This is a genomic window from Nesterenkonia sp. K-15-9-6, from assembly GCF_052656005.1.
Genome location: NZ_JBQYEY010000037.1, coordinates 1 through 21,440, shown reverse-complemented (window position 1 = coordinate 21,440; position 21,440 = coordinate 1). Strand labels below are relative to the sequence as shown.

The window sequence follows — 21,440 nt, the reverse complement described above, 5'->3', positions numbered from 1 at the left end:
GATAAGACTGCCCGGAACTTCCACGCTGGGCTCTGCCTCGCAGCGACTCTGCAATGGGTTTAGCAACACGCCCTAGCTGCTGGGGACGACCGAGTCCTCCACCTCCTGCAGGTCCATCGTGGGCGCCGGCCGGCGTAGGCCCCGTGTGATCACCAGCAACCAGACCAGGCCGACGCCGACCCATCCGAGACCGACCATGAAGGCGTCCGGGGACAGCGAGGTCCACAGCCACAGGCACAGCGTCACGCCGATCGCAGGCAGGACCACGAACCGGATGAGGTCACCGCCGTGGCGGCGCCCCCTGTCGACCGCGTGGTACTTGATCACGGAGAGGTTGACGAAGGTGAAGGCGATGAGCGCTCCGAAGCTGATCATGGCGGCGGCCAGCTCCAACGGCAGCACGAGAGCCAGCAGTGAGACGGCCCCGACGGCCAGCGCCGCCAGGTACGGCGTGCGGAACTTCGGGTGCAGCACGGCAAAGATTCGGCCGGGCATCGCGCCATCGCGGCCCATCGTGTAGAGGATGCGGGTCACGGAGACATGGGAGGCCGTCGCGGAGGCCGCCCCGCCGGAGATGAACGCGGCGGTGAAGAACGCCACCAGGAACGCCCCGCCGGCGCGCGCCATCACATCGGTGGCCGCGGTGTCCACGGAGCTGTAGTCCGTCCAGTCGGGGAAGACCAGGTGCCCCAGCCAGGAGAGGAAGATGAAGATCAGACCGGCGCTGAACGTGCAGATCAGGATGGCGCGCGGGATGGTGCGGGTGGGGTCTTTGGTCTCCTCGGACAGCGTGGAGACCGCATCGAACCCGAGGAACGAGAGGCACAGCACCGCGGCGCCGGCGATGAGCGCGGCGAACTGGAACTCCTCGTTGGCGAAGGGCGCCAGCGGGTCGATGGGCGCGTCCTGGGCGGTGAGGGTCACGACGCTCATGATCACGAAGACCACGATGAACACCACCTGGATCCCCACGAGCATGCTGTTGAAGCCGGCGGCTACCTTGATGCCGAGCACGTTCATCGCCGTGACGATCACGATGGTGGCCACGATGATCAGCCAGGCCGGCAGTGCGGGGATCGCCGCGTTGAGGTAGAGCCCGATGATCATGAAGTTGATCATCGGCAGGAAGAGGTAGTCGAGCAGCAGCGACCAGCCCACGAGGAATCCGAGGTTGGGCCCGAAGGAGCGCTGGGTGTAGGTGTAGGCCGATCCCGCCACCGGCAGCGCCTTCACCATCCGGGCGTAGCTGAGTGCGGTGACCAGCATGGCGGTCAAGGTGATGATGTAGGCCAGTGCGAGGTGCCCGGAGGTGATGGTGCTGACGATGCCGTAGGTGGTGAAGACCGTCAGCGGCACCATGTAGGCCAGACCGAACAGGACGGCGTAAGGCAGTCCGAGACTGCGTCTCAGCGCGGGACTCTCGCTGACCGTCGAAGATGCTGTGCTCATGATGTGACCTCCTGGGTCTGGTGGATGATCTCCCCTGCCACAGTGGTCAGGAGCACCGGGGTGGCGATGAGTTCGTCGGGGTCGGTCTCGACCGGGTCGGCGACCCAGAGCGCGAGGTCCGCCTGAGACCCGGGGGTGATCGTGCCGAGGTCATCGCGTCCGAGGGCTTCGGCGGCCCACCGGGTGTACCCCAGCAGCGCCTCGACACCGGTGAGCCGCTGAGCAGGCTCGAAGACCTGACTCTCGGGGTGGCCGGGACGGCGACGGAGGCGCGCCCAGGCAAGTCCGAGGCGGGCGTCGCTCTCGGCCACCGGCCAGTCGGAGCCCAGCGCGATCCGCCCGCCGGCGGTGAGGACGTCTTTGACCCGCCAGGCACGGGATGCTCGTTCCTCCCCCAGCCGGGCCGCCCACGGGTCTGTGCCCTGCGCCTCCCGCCACTGCATGTGCAGCGGCTGCATGGAGGCCACGACGTCGGCCTCCACAAGGGAATCGACGTCATAGTCCGTCATCGTCTCCAGGTGCTCGATCCGATGCGGTGCCCCGGAGCCGGCTGACGGGTCGAGTCGGGAGTAGACCTCGGTGACGTGGGCGACGCCGGCATCGCCGCAGGAGTGCGTGGCCAGCTGGAATCCGGCCCGGTGGTAGGCCTCGGCGACCTCGGCGTAGCGGTCGACGCTGGGCCAGAACGGCTCGGCGGACTCCCCGTGGGTGTCGGGCTGGTGGAGCCAGGCGGTGCCGCCGTCGATGACCCCGTCGATGAACATCTTGATCATGCTCACGCGGAAGCGGCGGCCGGAGCTGCTCAGCAGCGCGATCCGCTGCGCGACGGCGGAGTCATCGTCACCGGGGTGATGCCACAGAGCGACCTGCAGGCGGACGGGCAGGCCACCGGGAAGCTCCTCCAACGCCTGCAACGTGGTCAGGGTCTTCCGATCGCCGTCCATGATGGTGGCGCCGGTGACCCCGCTGGCCGCCATCTCCAGCAGCTTGGTCTGGACCGTGCCGGCCAGCTCCTCAGCTGGCCCCTGGGGCACCGCGTCGAAGACGAGAGAGTACGCCGGAATCTCCCGGAGTTCACCGGTGGGCGTACCGTCCTCGTCCACCACGACCTCGCTGGCGTCGGCGAACGTCTCGGTTCCGTCGACGCCGGAACGTTCCATCGCCACGCTGTTGGCCAGTCCGGTGTGCATGTCGAAGAAGCGCACGGCCAACGGGCGCCCGCCGGTGACGCCGTCGAAGTGATCCCCGCGGATGCCTGCTGTCTCGAAGGCCTTGTAGTCGAGATTCCAGCCGAGGATCCACTCTCCGGCCCCGAGCCGGGAAGCCTCCTCGGCGATGGCCGCCCGAACGGACTCCAGATCCACCATGCCCCCGAAGTCGATGCCGACCGTCGCGGAGCACCCCAGGACGGGATGGCAGTGGGAGTCGATGAGGCCGGGAGTCAGCGTCGCCCCGGCCGCATCGACGATCCGGGTCTCGTCACGGGCGTGCGAGAGGATCTCCGCATCGCCTCCCACGGCGTGGATCATGCCGCCGGCCACGGCCACGGCGGTGTCGGTGACGATCGCCGCATCGCTAGCCGCCGTCATCGTGCGGATGCGGGCGTTGTGGATGATCAGCTCGACCATACGGGGCGCTGCCTTCCTGAGAACGGGGGCACTCCCCGATAAATGAACTACATTCGTTATCTGTTGTAGCTCACGTCACACTCCGCCGTCAAGGGGCACCCGGGAGCGGCAGCCCGCGATGGACCCCGGATACGCCGAAGCCCCGGACCACTGTGACCAGTGATCCGGGGCTTCGGCGATGGGTGCCCCCTGCAGGATTCGAACCTGCGGCCTTCTGCTCCGGAGGCAGACGCTCTATCCCCTGAGCTAAGGAGGCGCGGGCCAGGTCAGCCGGGCTGACGTTCTGACCCAGTTAGATTACCAGCCCTCAGCCGGTGACCGAAATCTGGTAGCTCCACAGCTCCGAGGACATGCCGACCGGGGGTCGCTTCTGCTCCCCCTGGTCACCGGAGTCCCGATCTCCTGAGCCGCCCTGACCGTGCGAACGCTGGAAATGCTCGGAGTTCCGCCAGTTGTCGAAGTCCTCCTCCGATGCCCAGCGGGTGACGACGAGCCAGACCGTGCGGCCATCGGTGGGCTGCAAGAGCTCGAACCCTTCGAAGCCCGGAGTGCCCTCCATGGAGCCATGCCGTGCGGCGAAGCGGGCGCCCAACTCATCGCCGGAGTCCTCAGGAACGGTGATCGCATTGATCTTGATGACGCTCATGGATTCATTGTGACACCCCCGGGCTCAGGCCGCGCGGAGATGTCAGCCAGAACTCGCCTGCCCCGGCAGTCAGAACAGCGCCGGCTGCCGGGGGCCGAGATCCGCGGCCGGCAGCTCCGGCGACACGCGCTCCCGCCACATGGGGTCCCGGCGACGGTCGACACCGTGTCTGCGCCGCGCCTCCTTCGCCCGCGCCGCAAGCCACGTTCTGTACTCGGAGGAGGCATAGGAGCCTCCCCGGTAGATCCGTCGATACCGCCGCACCAGGCGGGGATGCTCCCGAGCGAGCCAGTCCAGGAACCACTCCCGCGCCCCCGGCCTGAGATGCAGCGCTCCGGTGGTCACATCAGCCGCTCCCGCCTCGGCCAGCTCGGCATGCAGCGCATCCAGATGCTCCTCGGAGTCGGTGAGCCACGGCAGGATCGGCATCGCCAGCACCTTGCATTCCAGTCCGGCATCGACCACGGAGCGGATCAGGCTCAGCCGGGCGCGCGGGTCCGGGGTGCCCGGTTCGACGCGCTGCTGCAGGTCCCGATCCACCATCGCCAGCGAAACCGCCACGGAGACCGGCACCTGCTGCGCAGCCTCGCGCAGCAGCGGCAGGTCCCGCTTCAGCAGCGGGCCCTTGGTCAGAATGGAGAACGGAGTCCCAGACTCGGCCAGCGCCGCGATGATGTCAGGCATGAGCCGATACCGGCCCTCCGCGCGCATATAGGGATCCGAATTGGTTCCCAGCGCGACGTGCTCCCTACCCCAGCTGGGCTTGGACAGCTCAGCTCGCAGGACATCCGCGATGTTCGTCTTCACCACGATCTGGGTGTCGAAGTCCCGGCCGGAGTCGAAGTCCAAGTACTCATGGGTCTTCCGCGCGAAGCAGTAGACGCATCGATGGAGACACCCCCGGGTGGGATTAATGGTCCAGGTGAAGGGCATGTTCGAACCTGCCGGCACGCGGTTGAGCGCCGACCGACAGGCGATCTCATGAAACGTGACACCGTCGAAGTCTGGGGTGCGCACCATGCGCACCAGGCCTTTGAGCGGCAGCAGCGCCCCGCCGTCGTCGCCGTCGATCCTCTGACCCTGCCATCGCATACCTGTCATTCGAACACAGTTTCGAATGAAAGTCGAGAGACTCCGACCTCGGCGAGGCACCTCTGGGCCTGCCGTTCAGAGGAGCACGACCACGCCGATCAGCGAGACACCCAGGGCAAGGACCGTGCCGAACACGCCCAGCGCCAGGGCCGGCCCACCTCGACGCAGGAGGTCGGGCAGGTCCACCCCGGAACCGATCCCCACCATCGCCATCGTCATCAGCATCATGGTGACAGCACGGACCGGATCCATGACCCCCTCTGGAATCCCCACCACAGAGGCCAGCACGGCCGCACCCAGAAAGCCCAGAACGAACCCGGGGATCAGCGGCGGTCGCCGCCGTCCCGCCTCTCGCTGTGCCGCGCTCCCGCCCGGATCGCGCCGACGCGCCACCACTCCGAGCCCCACCATGATCGGCGCCAGCAGCACCACTCGAGCCAGCTTGACCACGACGGCGACCGCGAGCGCCGTGGCGCCGACCATCCCTCCCGCAGCCACCACCTGACCCACTTCGTGGACACCGGCTCCGATCCAGATGCCGGCGGACCGCTCGTCCAACCCGAGCATGGTGACGAGCAGCGGAAGCACGAGCATGGCGATGGTCCCACAGAGAGTCACCACGGCCACCGCGATCGCCGCAGCCGCATCCACCGGCCGACCGCGGCTGTCCCGTCCGTCTCCACGGTCCAGAGCAGCTGCGGCCGCGGCGACCGCAGAGGCGCCGCAGATCGCGGTGCCGGTGGCGAGCATGGTCGACTCCCCTCGAGGGGTGCCCAGCGCCCGACCTCCCAGCACTGTGCCGACGAAGGTCACCACCACCGTGCCGGCGACGATGACCAGTACCTCCCAGCCCAGAGCCAGCATGTCGCCCAGCACCAGCTGGAGCCCGAGCAGCACGATGGCCAGCCGCAGCACGGTCCTGGAGGCGACGCGCAGTCCCGCCTCGAAGGTCGGCGGGATCCAGCGCAGTCCACGCAGACCGATGCCGAGGAGGATGGCCAGCAGCAGTCCGGAGACGCCGGGGATCTGCTCGGCGAGCAGGTGGGCGGCCACGGCGGCCATCAGCGCCACAGCGAGCCCCGGGACGAGGCGCCGCACAGGGCGCCCGACCCGTCCGAGGCCTCGGCGGTCGGCGGGCAGCCCCTGGCGGAGGCGGCGTCGAGCAGGAGAGGTCACCGCGACAGTCTAAGCCGGAGGCGAGAGCCCGCAGGACCAGGGCCGCTCCGCCGTCGCCACCTCCTCTGCCACCCTTCAGGTTGACATGACTTTATGATGGATAGCATAGTGTCACAGACACCAGAAGGAGTGAGCTCATCGTGACGAGTCCCGCAGGGAGCCAGACGACGGCCCGGGCACCGGCGCCCCACCAGCACCTGGAACTGGCCGTGTCCACCGTCGTGTTCTCCCTGCGCCCGGGCCCCGCACAGGACCGCCTGACGCTGTGGCTGCCGCTGGTCCGCCGCATCCGCGACCCCTTCTGCGGCCGCTGGGCCCTGCCCGGCGGACCCCTGGAGGACCATCACGACCTGGCCGCCTCGGCCCGGGAGACGCTGAAGGCCACCACGGGCCTGGAGCCCCGGCACCTCGAACAGCTCTACGCCTTCGGCGACGTCGACCGTTCCGGCCAGACGGACCAGCGCGTGGTCTCGATCGTCTACTGGGCCCTGGTCCGTCCCGAGGAGGACGCCGAGGCCGACCACGGGGACAACGTCGCGTGGTTCCCGGCCGATGAGACCCTGCGCCGCCATGAGGACGGCACCGCCCCGTTGGCCTTCGACCACGGCGTCATCCTGCGCTATGCCCTGCAGCGACTGCGCGCCAAGATCACCTACTCCCCCATCGCGCACGCGTTCTTGCCCGAGGAGTTCCCGCTGACCCGGCTCCGCGAGGTCTATGAGGCGATCCTCGGCAGAGACCTGGATCCGTCGAACTTCCGCCGCCAGGTGCTGGCCCAGGGCTCGGTGGAGAGCACCGGGCGTCGGATGACCGGCACGAACCACCGGCCGCCGCTGCTCTACCGCTCGGCCCCCAACCGCTCCCGCTACACGCTCACCATCGAGGAGAACCCATGAGCCTGTCCGTCCACGACCGCATCGAGCTCAAGCCCAAGGAGTCGTGCAACGACTCGCTGCCACGAGGCCCCTGGGAGTTCGACGTCGCCCCCGGATACGGGCCCGGCGCCTCCGAGTCCGACCCGATTCCTGACCGCACGGTCCGCCCCGGTCAGCTGCCGCAGCTGTACCGAGAGCTCGAGGACGAGCAGCTCCATGCTCGGATCCGCGCGGCGAAGGAGGCCCTCGGCGAGAAGCTCGTGATCCTCGGACACTTCTACCAGCGCGACGAGGTCGTCCAGTACGCCGACTTCGTCGGAGACTCCTTCCAGCTGGCCAACGCGGCACTGACCAAGCCGGAGGCGGAGACGATCGTGTTCTGCGGCGTGCACTTCATGGCCGAGACTGCCGACATCCTCTCCTCGGCCGATCAGCAGGTGATCCTGCCCAACCTCGCGGCCGGCTGCTCCATGGCCGACATGGCCGACGAGGAGTCCGTGGAGGAGGCCTGGGAGGACATCGCCGAGGTCTACGGCTTCGACCCCGAGGATCCCCAGCCGGATGCCGAGGGCAAGCTCCCGGTGATCCCAGTGACCTACATGAACTCCTCGGCGGCGCTGAAGGCCTTCTGCGGCCGCCACAGCGGCATCGTATGCACCTCGTCGAACGCCGCCACCGTGCTGGAGTGGGCATTCGAGCGTGCTCACCGAGTGCTGTTCTTCCCTGACCAGCACCTGGGTCGCAACACCGCCAAGGCCATGGGGGTGCCGCTGGAGCAGATGCCGATGTGGAACCCCCGCCGGGAGCTCGGAGGCAACACCGAGGAGGGGCTGCGAGAAGCGAAGGTGCTGCTGTGGCACGGCTTCTGCTCAGTGCACCGTCGCTTCACTGTGGACCAGATCGAGCAGGCCCGCGCCGAGCACCCCGGCTGCCAGGTCATCGTCCACCCGGAATGCCCCATGCCGGTGGTCGACGCCGCCGACGCCGCCGGTTCCACCGACGCGATCAGGAAGTTCATCGCCGCCTCGTCCCCCGGTGACACGATCGCGGTGGGCACCGAGATCAACATGGTCAACCGGCTGGCCGCCGAATACCCGGACCGCACGATCTTCTGCCTGGATCCGGTGATCTGCCCCTGCTCGACCATGTACCGGATCCACCCGGGGTACCTCGCCTGGGTGCTGGACGAGCTCGTCGCCGGCCGGGTGGAGAACCAGATCATCGTCGACGACGAGGTCGCAGCAGAGGCGAAGGTCGCCCTGGACCGCATGCTCGCGGCGAAGCCGAGGTGATCCCGTGACGACCCCCCTGCTCCCTGCCCGCGACGTCGCGGGGGACCCGCTGCTCACGCGCAGCCAGATCGAGACTGTGGTGCATCGCGCCTTGGAGGAGGACGCCCCCTTCGGGGACCTCACCTCGTGGGCATTCGTGCCGGCCGACGCACAGGCCGAGGCCGACCTGGTCGCCCGCGAGGCCGGCGTGTTCAGCGGCGGCGCGGTGTTCGCCGCGGCGATGACGGCGCTGTCCCAGGATGTGGAGGTCACGGTTCATCACGACGACGGCACACCCTTCGTCGCCGGCCAGCGGCTCGCCTCGGTGCACGGCCCGGCACGGCCCATCCTGACCGCCGAACGGGTGGCTCTGAACCTTGTGCAGCGCATGACGGCGGTCGCTGGTCTGACGGCCCGCTACGTCGAGGCGGTGGCTGGCACGGGGGTGCGCATCGCCGACACACGCAAGACGACTCCGGGGCTGCGCGCGCTGGAACGTCATGCCGTGCGCTGCGGCGGCGGACACAACCACCGGTCAGGCCTCTCCGACGCCGTGATGGCCAAGGACAACCACCTCGCCCTGGTGGACGACCTCGCCGCGGCGATCTCCGCCGCACGAACCCGACTGCCGCACACCGTGCACATCGAGGTGGAGGTCGACCGGATCGACCAGATCGCCCCGGCGCTGGCCGGCGGGGCCGACACGATCATGCTGGACAACTTCTCCCTCCCGGAGCTGCGCCGCGGAGTGGAGATCATCGCCGGCCGTGCCGTGGTCGAGGCCTCCGGAGGCATCACCCTGGACACGATCGGCCAGGTGGCCGCCACCGGCATCGATGTCATCAGCGTCGGCGCATTGACCCATGGCGTGCCGGCCGTGGACCTCGGACTCGACTTCACGACGTCGCGCTGAACCCTCAGTGCGCCGCAGCACCCGACCCGGTGAAGGATCCTCCCATGACACAGACCCCCGAGCCGCAGGAGCAGCCGACGCTCTCCGGGCCCTCCACGGTCTACCTGGACGCGGCCGCCTCGGCCCCGGTGCGCCGCGAGGTCCTGGAGGCCATGTGGCCGCTGCTCGCCGGGGTGCACGCCAATCCTTCGAGCCGACACGAGCCCGGACTCGCCGCCGAGCGCGCCCTGACCGACGCCCGCGCCCGTGTGGCACGCTCCCTGGGCGCCAGGCCGGGTGAGATCCTGTTCACCTCGGGCGGGACCGAGGCTGACAATGCCGCGGTCAAGGGGATCGCCTTGGCGGCTCCCCGAGGCCGGCACGTACTGATCTCCGCCGTGGAACACCCAGCGGTCGCCGAATCGGCCTCCTGGTTGGAGAGGATCGGCTACGAGGTGGACGTTCTGCCTGTGGACGATGCCGGAGTCGTCGACCCCGACGAGCTGCAGCGCCGCCTGCGGTCTGACACCACCTTGGTCAGCGTGCAGACGGCCTCCAACGAGGTCGGCACGGTCCAGGACATCGCCTCCCTGGCGGCCGTCGCCGCCGAGACCGGCACGCCGTTCCACACCGATGCGGTCCAGGCGGCTGGATCCGAGACCATTGACGTCCGCGAACTCGGGGTGCAGGCCCTGAGCCTGGCCGGACACAAGCTCGGCACCCCGAAAGGCGTCGGCGTCCTGTGGCTGCGGCGTCGGACCCCGTTCGAGCCGCTGATCCACGGCGGCGGCCAGCAGCGCGGCCGACGCTCCGGCACGGAGGACGTCGCCGGCGCCGTCGGCATGGCCACCGCGCTGGAGCTCGCCGCCGCAGAGGACACCGAGACGCTGCGTCGCCGACGCGACGACTTCATCGCCGCCGTCGAGGAGGGTGTCCCCGGAGCTCGCCTGACCGGTCACCGCACCCGGCGGCTGGCCGGTCACGCCTCCTTCGTCCTGCCGGGCCGCAGTGGAGAATCCGTACTGTTGGATCTGGAGCGGGCCGGGATCTTCTGCTCCTCCGGTTCCGCCTGCGCCGCCGGCTCCTCGGAGGCGAGTCCCAGCCTGACGGCTATGGGCGTGCCGGAGGACCTGGCACAGACCGCCGTCCGGTTCACCTTCGGCGCCAACACCTCATCAGCTGACCTCGCACGTGCCGCTGAGGCGCTGATCCGCAGTGCCTGTGCGGCACCATGAGGGCCAGCGACACGGCGATATGAAAACCTGAGCATATGACGCTCAACTTTGGAATACGACGCCCCGGACAGCTGTTGATCTGACTGCAAGCCGTCAACCAGACAACAGATCGAAAGGGGCTGATCCTCATGACCACCCGTCTGACCCGCCTGGAACCGCTGTCCCTGATGGACGACGTCTTCCGGTCCCTGCGCACCCCGCTGTTCGACTCCGCGGCCTTCGCGGCTCCCCGCATGGAATCAGGACAAGCCACGGGCTTCGTCCCCGCCGTCGACGCCCACCGCGACGGCGAGGACCTGGTGCTGCGTGTGGACCTTCCCGGGGTGGACCCGGAGAAGGACGTCTCAGTGGAGCTGACCGGACGCAGCCTCACCGTCTCCGGTGAGCGCCGTGACGAGCGCGAGGCAGAAGGACTGCGCGAGGTCCGATACGGCAGCTTCTCCCGGACGGTGACTCTGCCGCAGGAGGTCCCCTCGGACTCCGTGACAGCGGACTACGACGCCGGCGTGCTGACCGTGAGGGTCGCAGGCGTCTACTCCGCAGAGACTCCGCAGCGCATCCAGGTGACCCGGTCCGGCTCCGGCGCCCAGGAGCAGATCGAGAGCTGAGCACCGATCCGTGACCGGGGTCTGCTCACAGCTCGGCGAGCAGCGCCTTCCAGAAGGGCTTCCACCGGTCGATCTCCTCAGGAGAGCCGAGCTTCGCATGCTCCAGGCCGACGGTTGCCCTCTCGTCACCCTTGGGTGTGACGCCCACACTCACCCTGGTGCCGTCCTCCAAGGAGACCCGCCAGTATCTCCACTTCGGGGTCTCAGAGGTCGTGGGCGCCTGGGCGAGCCCGACGCCGTTGAACTCCTCACGGTCGGCGACGAGTTCCGTCCAGGCCGCCCACGCTTCATCCCGCGTGCCGCGGAACGTCTTGCTGGCCGAGGCCTGGAACATCCCGTCGCTGGTCTGCCCCGGGACCCGCATCCCATGATGCTGCTCATAGGCCACCGCCACTCCCTGGGCCCACCAGCCGGGGTTGTCCAGGCTTTCGGGCATGCGGGCGATCGCGAGCCCGGCGATCTGCGGATGGTCCATCTCGCGGGCGCCTGCGCCGTCGAGCTCCTCGAGCCAGGCGTCCCACGGCCGGCCCGTCGCGCGGGCGATCGCTGCTGTGTTCTGTGACGTCACCATGGACTGATCGTAGTCGGCCCGCCCCGGCAGGAGTAGGCTTGCCAGCGGCCCGACGACCGAACAGGAGCACCCATGAGCCACCGGCCCTACCTCGCCGCCGACGACCGCTACTCGAGGCTGGACTACCGCCGGGTCGGTCGCTCCGGCCTGGTGCTGCCGCCGCTCTCGCTGGGCCTGTGGCACAACTTCGGTGACGACGTCCCTTTCCAACGGCAGCGGGACATCGTGCGCTTCGCCGTCGACTCCGGCATCACGCATTTCGATCTGGCGAACAACTACGGTCCCCCTCCGGGTTCGGCGGAGATCAACTTCGGTCGGCTCATGAGAGAGGACCTCGCCCCCTACCGGGATGAGCTGATCATCTCCACCAAGGCGGGCTGGACCATGCACCCGGGCCCCTATGGCGGGCCGGGAGGCAGCCGGAAGTATCTGCTCTCCAGCCTGGATGCCTCGTTGGACCGTCTCGGGCTGGACTATGTGGACATCTTCTACTCCCATCGCCCGGATGCGGACACCCCGCTCGAGGAGACGATGGCCGCTCTGGACACCGCCGTCCGCTCCGGCAGGGCCCTCTATGCCGGAATCTCCTCCTACTCCCCGGAGGACACCCGCCGGGCCGCGGCCATCCTGAAGGAGCTGGGCACTCCCCTGCTGATCCATCAGCCCTCGTATTCGATGTTCAACCGGTGGATCGAGCAGGACGGCCTGCTGGACACGGTCGAGGAGGAGGGCGTGGGCGTGATCGCCTTCAGTGCGCTCGCTCAGGGAATGCTCACGGAGAAGTACCTCGACGGCGTCCCGGAGGACTCTCGTGCCGCGACCAAGCCGTCCTTCCGGGACGGCTTCCTCAGCGAAGAGAACCTGGCTCGGATCCGCGCACTCTACGACATCGCCCAGCGGCGCGGCCAGACGCTGGCCCAGATGGCACTGGCCTGGGCTCTGCGAGACGAGCGGGTCACCTCGCTGGTGATCGGTGCGAGCAGGGTCGAGCAGCTGGAGCAGAACCTGCAGGCCCTGCGCAGCGCGCCGTTCACCACCGAGGAGCTGGCCGAGATCGACCAGCACGCCGTCGACGCCGGCATCGACATCTGGGGCGACGCGCGCCGCAGCACGTCCGCCTGATCCGGCTCATCAGGCGAGGCGGAAGCCGACGACGTCGACGACGTCCTCCTCCGTGATGTGCGGATAGTGGCCCCGCAGCCCGGAGCGCAGAGCCTCCAGCGACGAGGCGTTCTCCCGCCGCACGTCCTCGGCGGTCAGCTCCCCGAACCGGCGTTGCCCGATGGTCTCCACGACGCCGGAGAGCACCTGGAACCCTGCGACCTCCGCCTGCTCGAAGACCATGGTCACCGGGCCGATCCGCTGGGGGTCTCCCAGCCGGATGGTCACGGTCTTGCGACCGTCGGCGACATCGTCGTAGTACTGGCCGGCGAAACGCAGCACCCGCCCGGCATCAGCGTCCGGCGACCGGTACCCGTGTGGCAGCAGGTCGCGGATCGACACCGGCGTCGCCGCCTCCCCTGCGGTGGCGTCGGTCGGCGGCACCAGCACCTCGAGGTCAGGATGAAGATCGAGCATCACCTGGCGGCATCGTCCGCAGGGCGCGATGACGTCACGGCCGTCATCGCCCACAGCGGTGATGGTCATCAGCCGGTCAGAGGACACTGCGGCGGCCTGGCCCAGCACCACGAGCTCCGCGCAGGGGCCACCGGTGAAGTGGTGGACGTTGACCCCGGTGTGGATGCGCCCGGAGATGTCGATCGCTGCGGAACCGACGGTGTGCTCGTCCCCCGGCCCGAGACGGGACGTGACCTCCCGTGCGGCAGTCAGGACACGGCGGTCGTTGAGCGTCAGCATGGAGTGCAGTCTACGGGCAGACGATGAGGCCCGGCCCCGTGATGGGACCGGACCTCAGAGCCTGCCTGAGCCGAGCGTGTCTGCTTGAGTCAGATCGCCATGAACTTGGCGAACACCTCCGGCACCTCGCCGTGGGCCATGAGACGGGCCAGGCGGGGGCCGATCTCAGCAGCCCTGGCGGGATCGCGGGTGATCAGGTAGGAGTGGCTGGCCCAGTCCCCGAACCCTGGCGGAGCCTGCCCCAGCCGCAGGTGGGTGCATCCCGTGGCCTGGGCCACCGCAATCCCCCCAGCGATGTCCCACGGTGCCGCACCGGTGAGTTCGAAGGCCCCGCTGGCCCGACCCGCGGCCACGTGAGCGACCTGCAGGGCGAACGACCCCGGATTCCGGACGATCCCGAAGCTGCGGCAGATCTCCACAAGCTCTTCGAGCTCGGCCCCGGTGGAGCGCAGCCCCTGGAAGGGCTGCGAGGTCAGCACTCCGGGCCGCCCGGGATCCTCGGCCGCCGAGGCCAGCACGGAGTCGTCGACCCACGCCTGATCGTCGGAAGCCCAGAAGGTCTCGCGCCGCAAGGGGTCATGCACTGCACCGGCCACGATCACCCCCTCCACCTCGGCGGCCACCGAGGTGGAGATGTAGGGGATCCCCGCGATGAAGTTGTGGGTGCCGTCGATGGGATCGATATGCCACCGCAGGGACGCAGAACCGACGGAATCGGTCGGCTCCGTGGCACCGAACTCCTCTCCGGCGATGGCCGCGTGCGGAGTCGCCTCCGCCAGGATCTCCCGGATCCGACGCTCCGAGGATCGGTCGACCTCGGTGACCGGATCGAACTCCGAGGTCTTGTGCTCGACCTCGACCGTCTCAGTGAAGGCCTGCCGAATGTCATCGGCCACAGCTTCGGCCGCGCGCCGGGCGATGCGGGCCAGACCCAGCGAGTCGTCCGTCGCGCCGTCGTGGTGAGTATGTGTCACAGAATCTGCCTCCTGAGCCAGCCGGAGAATCTCTCCGTGGCATAGACGGTGATGAAGATCATGATGATCAGGGCCAGGGTCTGATCCATCTGCCGGCCTCTGATCGAGGCATCCAGTGCGAGCCCGATGCCGCCGGCTCCGACGATGCCCATCACCGTGGCCGCTCGGACGAAGACGTCGAACATATAGAGCCCGACCCCGACGATCCCGGGCATCACCGTCGGGATCGTGGAGGTCACTGTGCGTTGCAGCCAGCTCGAACCCACAGCTCGCATAGCTTCGTTCTGCTTCGACAGGTCGGTGTCCTCAATCGTGTCGGCGATGAGCTTTCCGGCCAGTCCGATGGATCCGATGGTGAGGGCCAGCACCCCGGCCAGCGGTCCCATCCCGAAGGCGACCACCAGCAGCACCGCGATGATCAGCTCCGGCATGCCCCGGACCACGACGGTGGAGAACCGGGCCAGCTTCTCCGCGATCGGATGGAAGGTCGCGTTCTTCGCCCCGAGGATCCCGATCGGCAGCGAGATGATCAGCCCCAGCACGGTGGCGGCCAATGCCATCCAGATGGTCTCCAGCATCAGATCCAGATGGCGCGTGAAGTTGGTGACGAAGTCCGGCGGGAACATGCTCACCACATAGGGCACGATGTCCTGGATCGCGGCGATGAGCTGCACCGGGCCGAAGCCCAGCAGCACGAAGCTGCCGACCGTCAGCACCACCGCGGAGACGCCCATGATCCAGCGCCGCAGCCGGAAGACGTCCCAGCCCACACTGATACGGCCTTCGGCCTTGGGCCGACGCCAGGCAGGTGTGCGCGCCCGCTGCAGATCCGCATCCCTGGCACCAGCCTGAGCAGCGCCGAGGGGCGCAGCGCCGCCGCGTCCCGCGCGGCGGGCAGTGAGACCTCGATACATCGCACGCAGGGAGAAGGGATTCTCCTTGGCTGGAGCCTCGCGGCCCAGCACAGCGGCTCGCGCCATCGCGGAGAGCCGCTCCGTGAGCAGCACCAGGACGAAGATGATGATCGCAATGGCCATCACCCGGGTGTAGACCATCTGTCCCTGGACCCGCTGCAGCTCCAGACCGATGCCACCAGCACCGACGAAGCCCAGGATCACCGCGCTGCGCAGGTTGATGTCGATCCGGTACAGCGACAGCGAGATCCAGTTGGTCATCACCTGCGGCAGCACCGCCGAGAAGAAGGTCTGGATCCGGGTGGCGCCGGAGGCCCGACTGGCCTCCACGATGCCCATGTCGATCTCTTCGATCCGGTCCGCGAAGAACTTCCCGATCATCCCGATCGAGCTGATCCCCATCGCCAACACCCCGGCAGTGGGCCCCACACCGATGGCTCGGACGAAGATCAGGGCGAAGACCAGAGAAGGCACCGCACGGGTCAAGGTGATGATGAATCGACAGATGTTGTACGCCACCGGCCCGGTGGTGATGTTCCGCGCCGCCAGCGCCGAGACCGGCACCGCCAGCACCAGGGCGATGGCCGTACCCGCCAGCACCATCCACAGCGTCTCGATGACGGCGACGACGTAGCGCTGCCAGTCGACGAAACTGGGCGGCATCATCCGATCGATCAGGTTGACCACCGAATCCATCCGGCCCCACACGTTCCAGGGCGTGAACCCGGTCTGCCAGAGCGCCACCCCGAAGAGCGCGATCACCGCCAGACCGACCAGCTGCAGACGCCGTCGCTTCTTGTCCTTGGGCGGCCGCAGCACCCGCGGACGCACAGTCTCCATCACACTCATGCCGCCTCCGGATCAGTGCTGGCATAGATGGTCGAGGCATCTGCGATCGTGATCTGGGAGGCATCCCGGTCGAAGACGATCTCTCCATGGCGCAGGCCCACCATCCGGTCAGCCCACTCGATGGCCAGCTCCACCTGGTGCAGACTGCAGATCACCGTCAGCCCGTCCTCCTCACAGACCTTCAGCAGCAGCTCCATGATCTGCCGAGACGACTCCGGATCCAGGGAGGCCACCGGCTCGTCGGCCAGCACCAGCTCGGGCTTCTGGAACAGTGCCCGCGCGATGCCGACCCGCTGCTGCTGCCCGCCCGAGAGCGTGCCGGCCTTCTGGAAGGCCTGGTCCCCGAGCCCGACCCGCTCCAGCTGAGCCAGGGCCTCATGGCGCATCGCATTGGGATAGGTCATCACCCCGTACCGGGGTCCCCGCAGTCTGCCCAGCGCTCCGGCCATGACGTTCTCCAGCGCGGTCAGCCGACCCACCAGGTTGAAGTGCTGGAACACGAACGCCACCCGCTGTCGGAACCGGCGCAGCTGACGGGCCGACATCGCCATCGGGTCCTCACCGAGCACCGTCATCTCCCCGGAGGTCGGATCATGCAGCCGGTTCAGCACCCGCAACGTGGTCGACTTCCCCGACCCCGAGAGCCCCATCAGCACCAGCTTCTGACCCCGCGGGACGTCCAGGTCGATCCCGCGCAGCGCCAGAACCTCACCGTCATTGAACTCCTTGGTGATCCCCCGCAGGCTGACCGCGAGGTCACTCGAGCTGTTCGTCATCGTCGCTCCTTCAGCTCTGGCAGGCCGGGGCATCGGTGAGCTCGCAGACCTCTGCGATCGGCTCCCAGTAGGACTCGTCCTCGGAGACGATCCCCCAGAACTGGCCCATGACCCGGCAGAAGTCCCCGGTCTCACCTTCGGCCTGCAGATCGTCAGGGCACTCGCCGCGCTCGTAGATGGCATCTCCGTTGAGCTCCAGGATGGTCTCGGTGATCATCGTCTGCAGCTCCTCGTCGATCTCCGTGGAGACGGAGATTCCACCTTCCGGCACCTCGTCCCGCCAGATGATGTCCAGGGCTCCGGGCTCGACGTCGTCGTTGTCGTCGAAGAAGATGACCTCGGCGTACTCGCGGTGGGTGAATACTGCGGCGCATTCGCCGTCGTACATGCTCCGGGCCGCCGAGGCGTGGTCACCGACGAAGATGCCGTTGACGTCACGTTCCGGATCCATCCCTTCGCTCAGGAAGGCGGCTGCTCCGAAGAGATAGCCGGTGGCGGATCCGGGTGAGATGAAGCAGATGTCCTCTCCGGCGAGCTGCGTGATGTCCTCGATGCCGGAGTCGGCCCGGACGGCGGCCACCGCCTCGTTGCGCGGACCCTGTTCGTCCGGAGCCGTCGCGCCCACGGTGTCGAGCTGGGCGCCGTTGTCTCGTGCGATCCACTGGGCGAACGGCCCCAGCTGGACGAAGTCCAGGTCCCCCGCGATGGTCGCCTCGATCACGGCGGCCGGATCCGTCGCCTCGAAGAGCTCGATCTGGTAGCCGGTCTCCTCCTCGAACTTGTCGATGAAGAAGCTCCAGTTGTCGAGGGTCTCGGTCGCCGTCTCCAACGGAACGACCCCGAAGTTCAAGGTGCCGCCGTCTCCCGCGTCGCCGCCGTCGTCTCCGGCCCCGCAGGCCGTCAGCCCCAGCGCCGCGACGGCGGCCCCTGCCGTCCAGCGCATGATGTGTCCCCTGTGTCCCATGATGCTCTGCCTCTCATCCGGTGCTGATGATCCAAGAGTTTGTACTACAAACTATTAGGACTATAAAGTGATACAGGTCACGAGGTCAAGAGACGGTCTACCAGAGACTGGCAGGACGCAGATCCGCCCTGGTCAGATGATGCCGCGGCGTGTGGCCAGCTCCGTCAGCAGCCCCCGCAGGGTGTCGATGTCACCGTCAGGAAGCCCCGCCACCAGCTCATCCTCAGCGACCCGAGACATGTCGGCGCAACGGCGCTGAAGCTCCGCACCGGCCTCGGTGAGGGTGATGGCATAGCGCCGTCGGTCACGGGCGTCCCTGACCCGCTCGATGAGCCCGTCCTTCTGGAGGGCATCAGCGATGATCGCCACACTGGCCTGATCCAGCACCAGGGCACGGCAGACCTCGAACTGCGCCACGGGCTGCGGCAGGCTCGCCACCGCCGTCAGCATCGCTGCCGACCGGGCGCTCAGCCCCAGGGGCTCCAGCAGCGTGCGCAGCCGGTCGGCCCGCAGCTGGTTCAGCCGATTCATGAGCCAGCCGATGTCGCCGGCCATCGGAAAACGGGAAGTCTGAGCAGTGGCCACCATGGGCACCACTCTAGTCGGGCACCGGACTTCCGCTTGGGTCAGGGCAGAAGCAGCTGGAAGGCATCATGTCGCGGCGCCGGCTCCACCACGATCTGTGTCAGGTCCTCCACCGCCCACGCGGGCTCATACTCCGCGGCATGAGATCCGACGCCGAGGACCGCCATGCCGGCAGCGACCCCAGCCTCGACCCCTGCCTGCGAGTCTTCGAAGACCACACACTCCGCCGGGGCGACTCCCAGCTTCTCCGCCGCCTTCAGGAAGCCCTCCGGCGAGGGCTTGCTGGCCGTGACATCTTCCGCAGTGACCCACAGATCAGGCATCCGCAGCCCGGCCGCACCCATTCGGGCGGCCGCCAATCGGGCATCCGCCGAGGTCACCAGCGCATGAGGAAGGCCCTCCAGTGCGCCCAGGAGAGCAGAGGCTCCCGCGATCGCGACGACCCCGTCGGTATCGACCGCCTCAGTGGCGAGCATCTCGCGGTTCTCCCGCAGATTCTCCTCCTGAGGCCGGCCAGGCAGAAGCATGGCCATGCTCTCCTGCCCCTGCCGGCCGTGGACGGTCCGGAGCACGAGCTCCGGGTCGAGCTGATGCCGCCGCGCCCAGCGCAGCCAGAGCTTCTCCACCACCGCGCGCGAGTCCACGAGCGTTCCGTCCATGTCCAGCAGGGCGGCGTGGAAGGTTCTGGCGGACGGGGAACCGGAGGTGGCCATGAAAGCTCCTGGGGTCGACGACGGACATCACCCTGGTCTCACCTTCTGGACGGCGATTGATCCTGTGTGATGCAGATCATAAGGTGCGAACGGCGCCCGAAGGGCGTCTCGGCATCCAGATGAGGAGCGCATCATGAAGACCCGGGCGACGGCGCTGATGGCAGCGACGGTCATCACCACCCTATCCGTCTCGCCCGCTGCGGCCGAGCCGCCGGACGGACCGCCCGGCCACTCTCCCCAGGCGCAGTTCACTCTGCAGGCGGATGTCCTGGACGGCGGCGAGCAGGTGACCTCCGTGACGATCGACGGACACCGCCTGAGACCGCTGGACGAAGAGTCCCTCACCACCTCCACGTTCACCGTCCACGCTGAAGCCCGGTATCCCGACGACGTCGATCTGATGGGCGAGGAGCAGACCGTGTACGCGGAGGAACGCGCGGTGACCGACGCGCAGCTGACCCCGTCCGGCGACATCCAGCTCGACCTGGAGACAGCGTTCGACCTCCCAGGCGGGGCCACGCTGGGGTATCTCGACCCTGCAGGTCGCAACATCACCCTGGACCTGGACTACACGGTGGAGCAGGAGGAACCCCTGAGGCTGCGCACGGGGCGCGAGGTGACCTTCAGTGCGCTGGAACAGGGCGAACTCGTCAGTCCGGAGGTCGATGCCTTCGACACGGGAGTCTCCTCGACGGGAGTGAACTATCGACTGTCCCGCCCTGCCCCCGGCCGGGACCAGAAGCCCCTGATCGTCTGGCTCCACGGCAACGGCGAAGGCGGGCACGGAGGCTTCTACGACAATGAGCCGCAGCTGCGGGCGAACCGTGGCGCGGTCGGCCCGGCGACCCCTGAGGCGCAGGAGATCTTCGACGGCGCCTATGTGCTGGCCCCACAGGTCCCGGACACCTGGTACGAGACGCCGTCAGCCGACTACGCTCAGCAGCTGCGAGACCTGATCGACGAGGTCGCCGGACGGGAGCGCATCGACACCGACCGCATCCATGTCATGGGCGCCTCAGCAGGCGGCTACATGGCCACGGTGCTGATCTCGGCCTTCCCAGAGGACTTCGCCTCGGCCGCGATCACCTGCCCGGCCTACACCACGACCGGCGCCGAGGACCGACGCGTGGACGAGGAGGACATCTCCCGGCTCGCAGACACCCCCACCTGGTTCATCCACTCCGCAGATGACCCCGTGGTGCCCGTGGAGGAGACCAGCACATGGGCCCACGAACTGCTCCCCAGCTCGATCCTGAGCATTTATGACGACGTCTCGTTCCACGGCGTCGACTACCCAGGACACTTCTCCTGGATCTACACCGCACAGAACGACCCCACACATGACGGGGTCTCCCTGTGGGAGTGGATGGCCGACCAGTCACGCTGAAGCCCCCGCCGGACCGAGGCGGAGAGGACCGGCCCCGATCCCCCGGCATCTCCCCCAGCCGCGGGCTCCGTCCCCAGGATGAGGCCCCGGTCTCGCCTACGCTCGCAGCTCGCCCGCCTCTTCGAGTGGGACCTGCGGGTCAGGAGTCGTCCATCCGGGCCCGCAGCACGTCGAACTCGCACCCCGGGGCGTCCGGATCGAAGCCATGCTCGATGAGCCAGCGCGACGCCGTCAGGCTGCGCAGTGACCACCAGGCGCGGATCACCTCACGGTCGACGTCGGCGGTGCCGTAGCCGACGAGCAGATCATCGAGACGTTCCTCATGCCCGAGCGTCAGGATGGCGAGGTCGAACATGGCGTCGCCGGGGGCGGCCTCGGACCAGTCGATGACGCCGGTGACCTCATCAGCGTGGACGAAGACGTGGGTGAGCTGAAGGTCACCGTGGATGAACACCGGCCTCCGGGGTCTCAGTGCAGGCTCGGCGATCTCCCGGTTCCGCCGGACCACCTCGGCAGGCAGCACACCAGTGTCGAGCAGCCATGCACATTCACGGTCGAGCTGGTCCGCCACGTCCTCGAGTCGGCGACCCGGCCACGGCGGCAACGGCGCCTCGTGCAGTCTGCGGACGGCGGCTCCCGCCGCGGCCCACGCCTGCCGCGACGCCGGCGAAGGCTCTCCGAGGACTCCAAGTGCTGCACCCGGCACGGCAGCGATGGCGAGCACCGGCGGCTCATGCCAGAGGATCCGTGGGGTGGGAATCGGCGCCCTGGCCATCGCCCGGATCTCGACCTCGGCGTGCGCCGGGTCCCCGTCGATCTTCAGAAAGACGTCCCCCACGCGCAGGGTGGCACGCTGCCTGTGCGCGACGACGACCTCGACCTCAGCCATGCCGGCCATTCTTGGGTTATAGGCCAAAATGTGTGTACAGCGCGGCCGGGGATCGTTGATATAGCGGGGATGTAGGGGCCTGCACATGC

At 68.3% G+C, this 21,440-nt stretch carries 21 protein-coding genes and 1 tRNA gene; 7 read left to right on the top strand and 15 right to left on the bottom strand.

Features of this window, described 5'->3' with window-relative positions; translation table 11 throughout:
* Positions 1-72: 72 nt before the first annotated feature.
* The 6 genes from SD455_RS15815 to SD455_RS15790 form a co-directional block, all read right to left on the bottom strand.
* On the bottom strand, positions 73-1,449 hold the full coding sequence (locus SD455_RS15815) for an APC family permease (protein WP_445508671.1): 1,377 nt from the start codon (positions 1,447-1,449) through the stop codon (positions 73-75).
* Positions 1,446-3,077 (bottom strand): amidohydrolase, encoded by a 1,632-nt coding sequence (locus SD455_RS15810; RefSeq protein WP_445508670.1) that lies wholly within the window; start codon positions 3,075-3,077, stop codon positions 1,446-1,448. The genes SD455_RS15815 and SD455_RS15810 overlap by 4 nt, the downstream gene beginning before the upstream one ends.
* Positions 3,078-3,260: 183 nt before the next feature.
* Positions 3,261-3,333: transfer RNA gene (locus SD455_RS15805), tRNA-Arg, on the bottom strand.
* 51 nt (positions 3,334-3,384) lie between these two features.
* Positions 3,385-3,723 (bottom strand): antibiotic biosynthesis monooxygenase family protein, encoded by a 339-nt coding sequence (locus SD455_RS15800; RefSeq protein ID WP_070160572.1) that lies wholly within the window; start codon positions 3,721-3,723, stop codon positions 3,385-3,387.
* 69 nt (positions 3,724-3,792) lie between these two features.
* Positions 3,793-4,815, bottom strand: a complete 1,023-nt coding sequence (locus SD455_RS15795) for an Rv2578c family radical SAM protein (protein WP_445508669.1) — start codon at positions 4,813-4,815, stop codon at positions 3,793-3,795.
* Between the two features lie 75 nt (positions 4,816-4,890).
* Entirely contained in the window at positions 4,891-5,991 is a 1,101-nt protein-coding gene (locus SD455_RS15790) for a YeiH family protein (protein WP_445508668.1), read from the bottom strand.
* Positions 5,992-6,131: 140 nt separating this feature from the next.
* Between SD455_RS15790 and SD455_RS15785 the strand changes: the two genes are divergently transcribed.
* From SD455_RS15785 to SD455_RS15765, 5 genes are all read left to right on the top strand, one after another.
* Positions 6,132-6,887, top strand: a complete 756-nt coding sequence (locus tag SD455_RS15785; protein ID WP_445508667.1) for an NUDIX hydrolase — start codon at positions 6,132-6,134, stop codon at positions 6,885-6,887.
* Entirely contained in the window at positions 6,884-8,158 is a 1,275-nt protein-coding gene (gene nadA, locus SD455_RS15780) for a quinolinate synthase NadA (RefSeq protein ID WP_070160564.1), read from the top strand. The genes SD455_RS15785 and nadA overlap by 4 nt, the downstream gene beginning before the upstream one ends.
* 49 nt (positions 8,159-8,207) lie before the next feature.
* Positions 8,208-9,050, top strand: a complete 843-nt coding sequence (gene nadC, locus SD455_RS15775; RefSeq protein ID WP_070160587.1) for a carboxylating nicotinate-nucleotide diphosphorylase — start codon at positions 8,208-8,210, stop codon at positions 9,048-9,050.
* A 44-nt stretch (positions 9,051-9,094) separates the two neighbouring features.
* Positions 9,095-10,264, top strand: a complete 1,170-nt coding sequence (locus SD455_RS15770; protein WP_445508666.1) for a cysteine desulfurase family protein — start codon at positions 9,095-9,097, stop codon at positions 10,262-10,264.
* A 128-nt stretch (positions 10,265-10,392) separates the two neighbouring features.
* The gene (locus SD455_RS15765) at positions 10,393-10,872 is read left to right on the top strand and encodes an Hsp20/alpha crystallin family protein (RefSeq protein WP_237089956.1); all 480 of its coding nucleotides are present in this window, start codon (positions 10,393-10,395) and stop codon (positions 10,870-10,872) included.
* 25 nt (positions 10,873-10,897) lie between these two features.
* Here the strand turns inward: SD455_RS15765 and SD455_RS15760 are convergent, their stop codons facing one another.
* Positions 10,898-11,443, bottom strand: a complete 546-nt coding sequence (locus SD455_RS15760) for a hypothetical protein (RefSeq protein ID WP_070160560.1) — start codon at positions 11,441-11,443, stop codon at positions 10,898-10,900.
* 72 nt (positions 11,444-11,515) lie between these two features.
* Here SD455_RS15760 and mgrA point away from each other — a divergent pair, with 72 nt between their 5' ends.
* Positions 11,516-12,565: an L-glyceraldehyde 3-phosphate reductase gene (mgrA, locus tag SD455_RS15755; RefSeq protein WP_070160558.1), complete on the top strand. Its 1,050-nt coding sequence runs from the start codon at positions 11,516-11,518 to the stop codon at positions 12,563-12,565.
* Positions 12,566-12,574: 9 nt separating this feature from the next.
* Here the strand turns inward: mgrA and SD455_RS15750 are convergent, their stop codons facing one another.
* From SD455_RS15750 to SD455_RS15720, 7 genes are all read right to left on the bottom strand, one after another.
* On the bottom strand, positions 12,575-13,300 hold the full coding sequence (locus tag SD455_RS15750) for an ASCH domain-containing protein (RefSeq protein WP_070160557.1): 726 nt from the start codon (positions 13,298-13,300) through the stop codon (positions 12,575-12,577).
* An 89-nt stretch (positions 13,301-13,389) separates the two neighbouring features.
* Positions 13,390-14,274, bottom strand: coding sequence for an inositol monophosphatase family protein (locus SD455_RS15745; protein ID WP_311024897.1), 885 nt, complete (start codon positions 14,272-14,274; stop codon positions 13,390-13,392).
* Positions 14,271-16,028, bottom strand: coding sequence for a phosphonate ABC transporter, permease protein PhnE (gene phnE, locus SD455_RS15740; protein WP_070160553.1), 1,758 nt, complete (start codon positions 16,026-16,028; stop codon positions 14,271-14,273). Before phnE ends, SD455_RS15745 begins: the two co-directional genes overlap by 4 nt.
* 5 nt (positions 16,029-16,033) lie before the next feature.
* Positions 16,034-16,813, bottom strand: coding sequence for a phosphonate ABC transporter ATP-binding protein (gene phnC / locus SD455_RS15735; protein ID WP_445508665.1), 780 nt, complete (start codon positions 16,811-16,813; stop codon positions 16,034-16,036).
* 10 nt (positions 16,814-16,823) lie between these two features.
* Positions 16,824-17,777: a phosphate/phosphite/phosphonate ABC transporter substrate-binding protein gene (gene phnD, locus SD455_RS15730; RefSeq protein ID WP_445508664.1), complete on the bottom strand. Its 954-nt coding sequence runs from the start codon at positions 17,775-17,777 to the stop codon at positions 16,824-16,826.
* Between the two features lie 132 nt (positions 17,778-17,909).
* Complete coding sequence (locus SD455_RS15725; RefSeq protein WP_083277546.1) at positions 17,910-18,365, bottom strand: MarR family winged helix-turn-helix transcriptional regulator; 456 nt, start codon at positions 18,363-18,365, stop codon at positions 17,910-17,912.
* 38 nt (positions 18,366-18,403) lie between these two features.
* Complete coding sequence (locus tag SD455_RS15720; protein WP_445508663.1) at positions 18,404-19,075, bottom strand: HAD-IA family hydrolase; 672 nt, start codon at positions 19,073-19,075, stop codon at positions 18,404-18,406.
* A 133-nt stretch (positions 19,076-19,208) separates the two neighbouring features.
* Between SD455_RS15720 and SD455_RS15715 the strand changes: the two genes are divergently transcribed.
* Positions 19,209-20,462 carry a prolyl oligopeptidase family serine peptidase gene (locus SD455_RS15715; RefSeq protein WP_445508662.1) on the top strand — a complete coding sequence of 418 codons (1,254 nt, stop codon included), beginning with the start codon at positions 19,209-19,211 and terminating at the stop codon, positions 20,460-20,462.
* 139 nt (positions 20,463-20,601) lie between these two features.
* On the opposite strand, the gene SD455_RS15710 is transcribed toward SD455_RS15715, so the two are convergent.
* Positions 20,602-21,351: a phosphotransferase family protein gene (locus SD455_RS15710; protein ID WP_311024904.1), complete on the bottom strand. Its 750-nt coding sequence runs from the start codon at positions 21,349-21,351 to the stop codon at positions 20,602-20,604.
* Between the last annotated feature and the right edge of the window lie 89 nt (positions 21,352-21,440).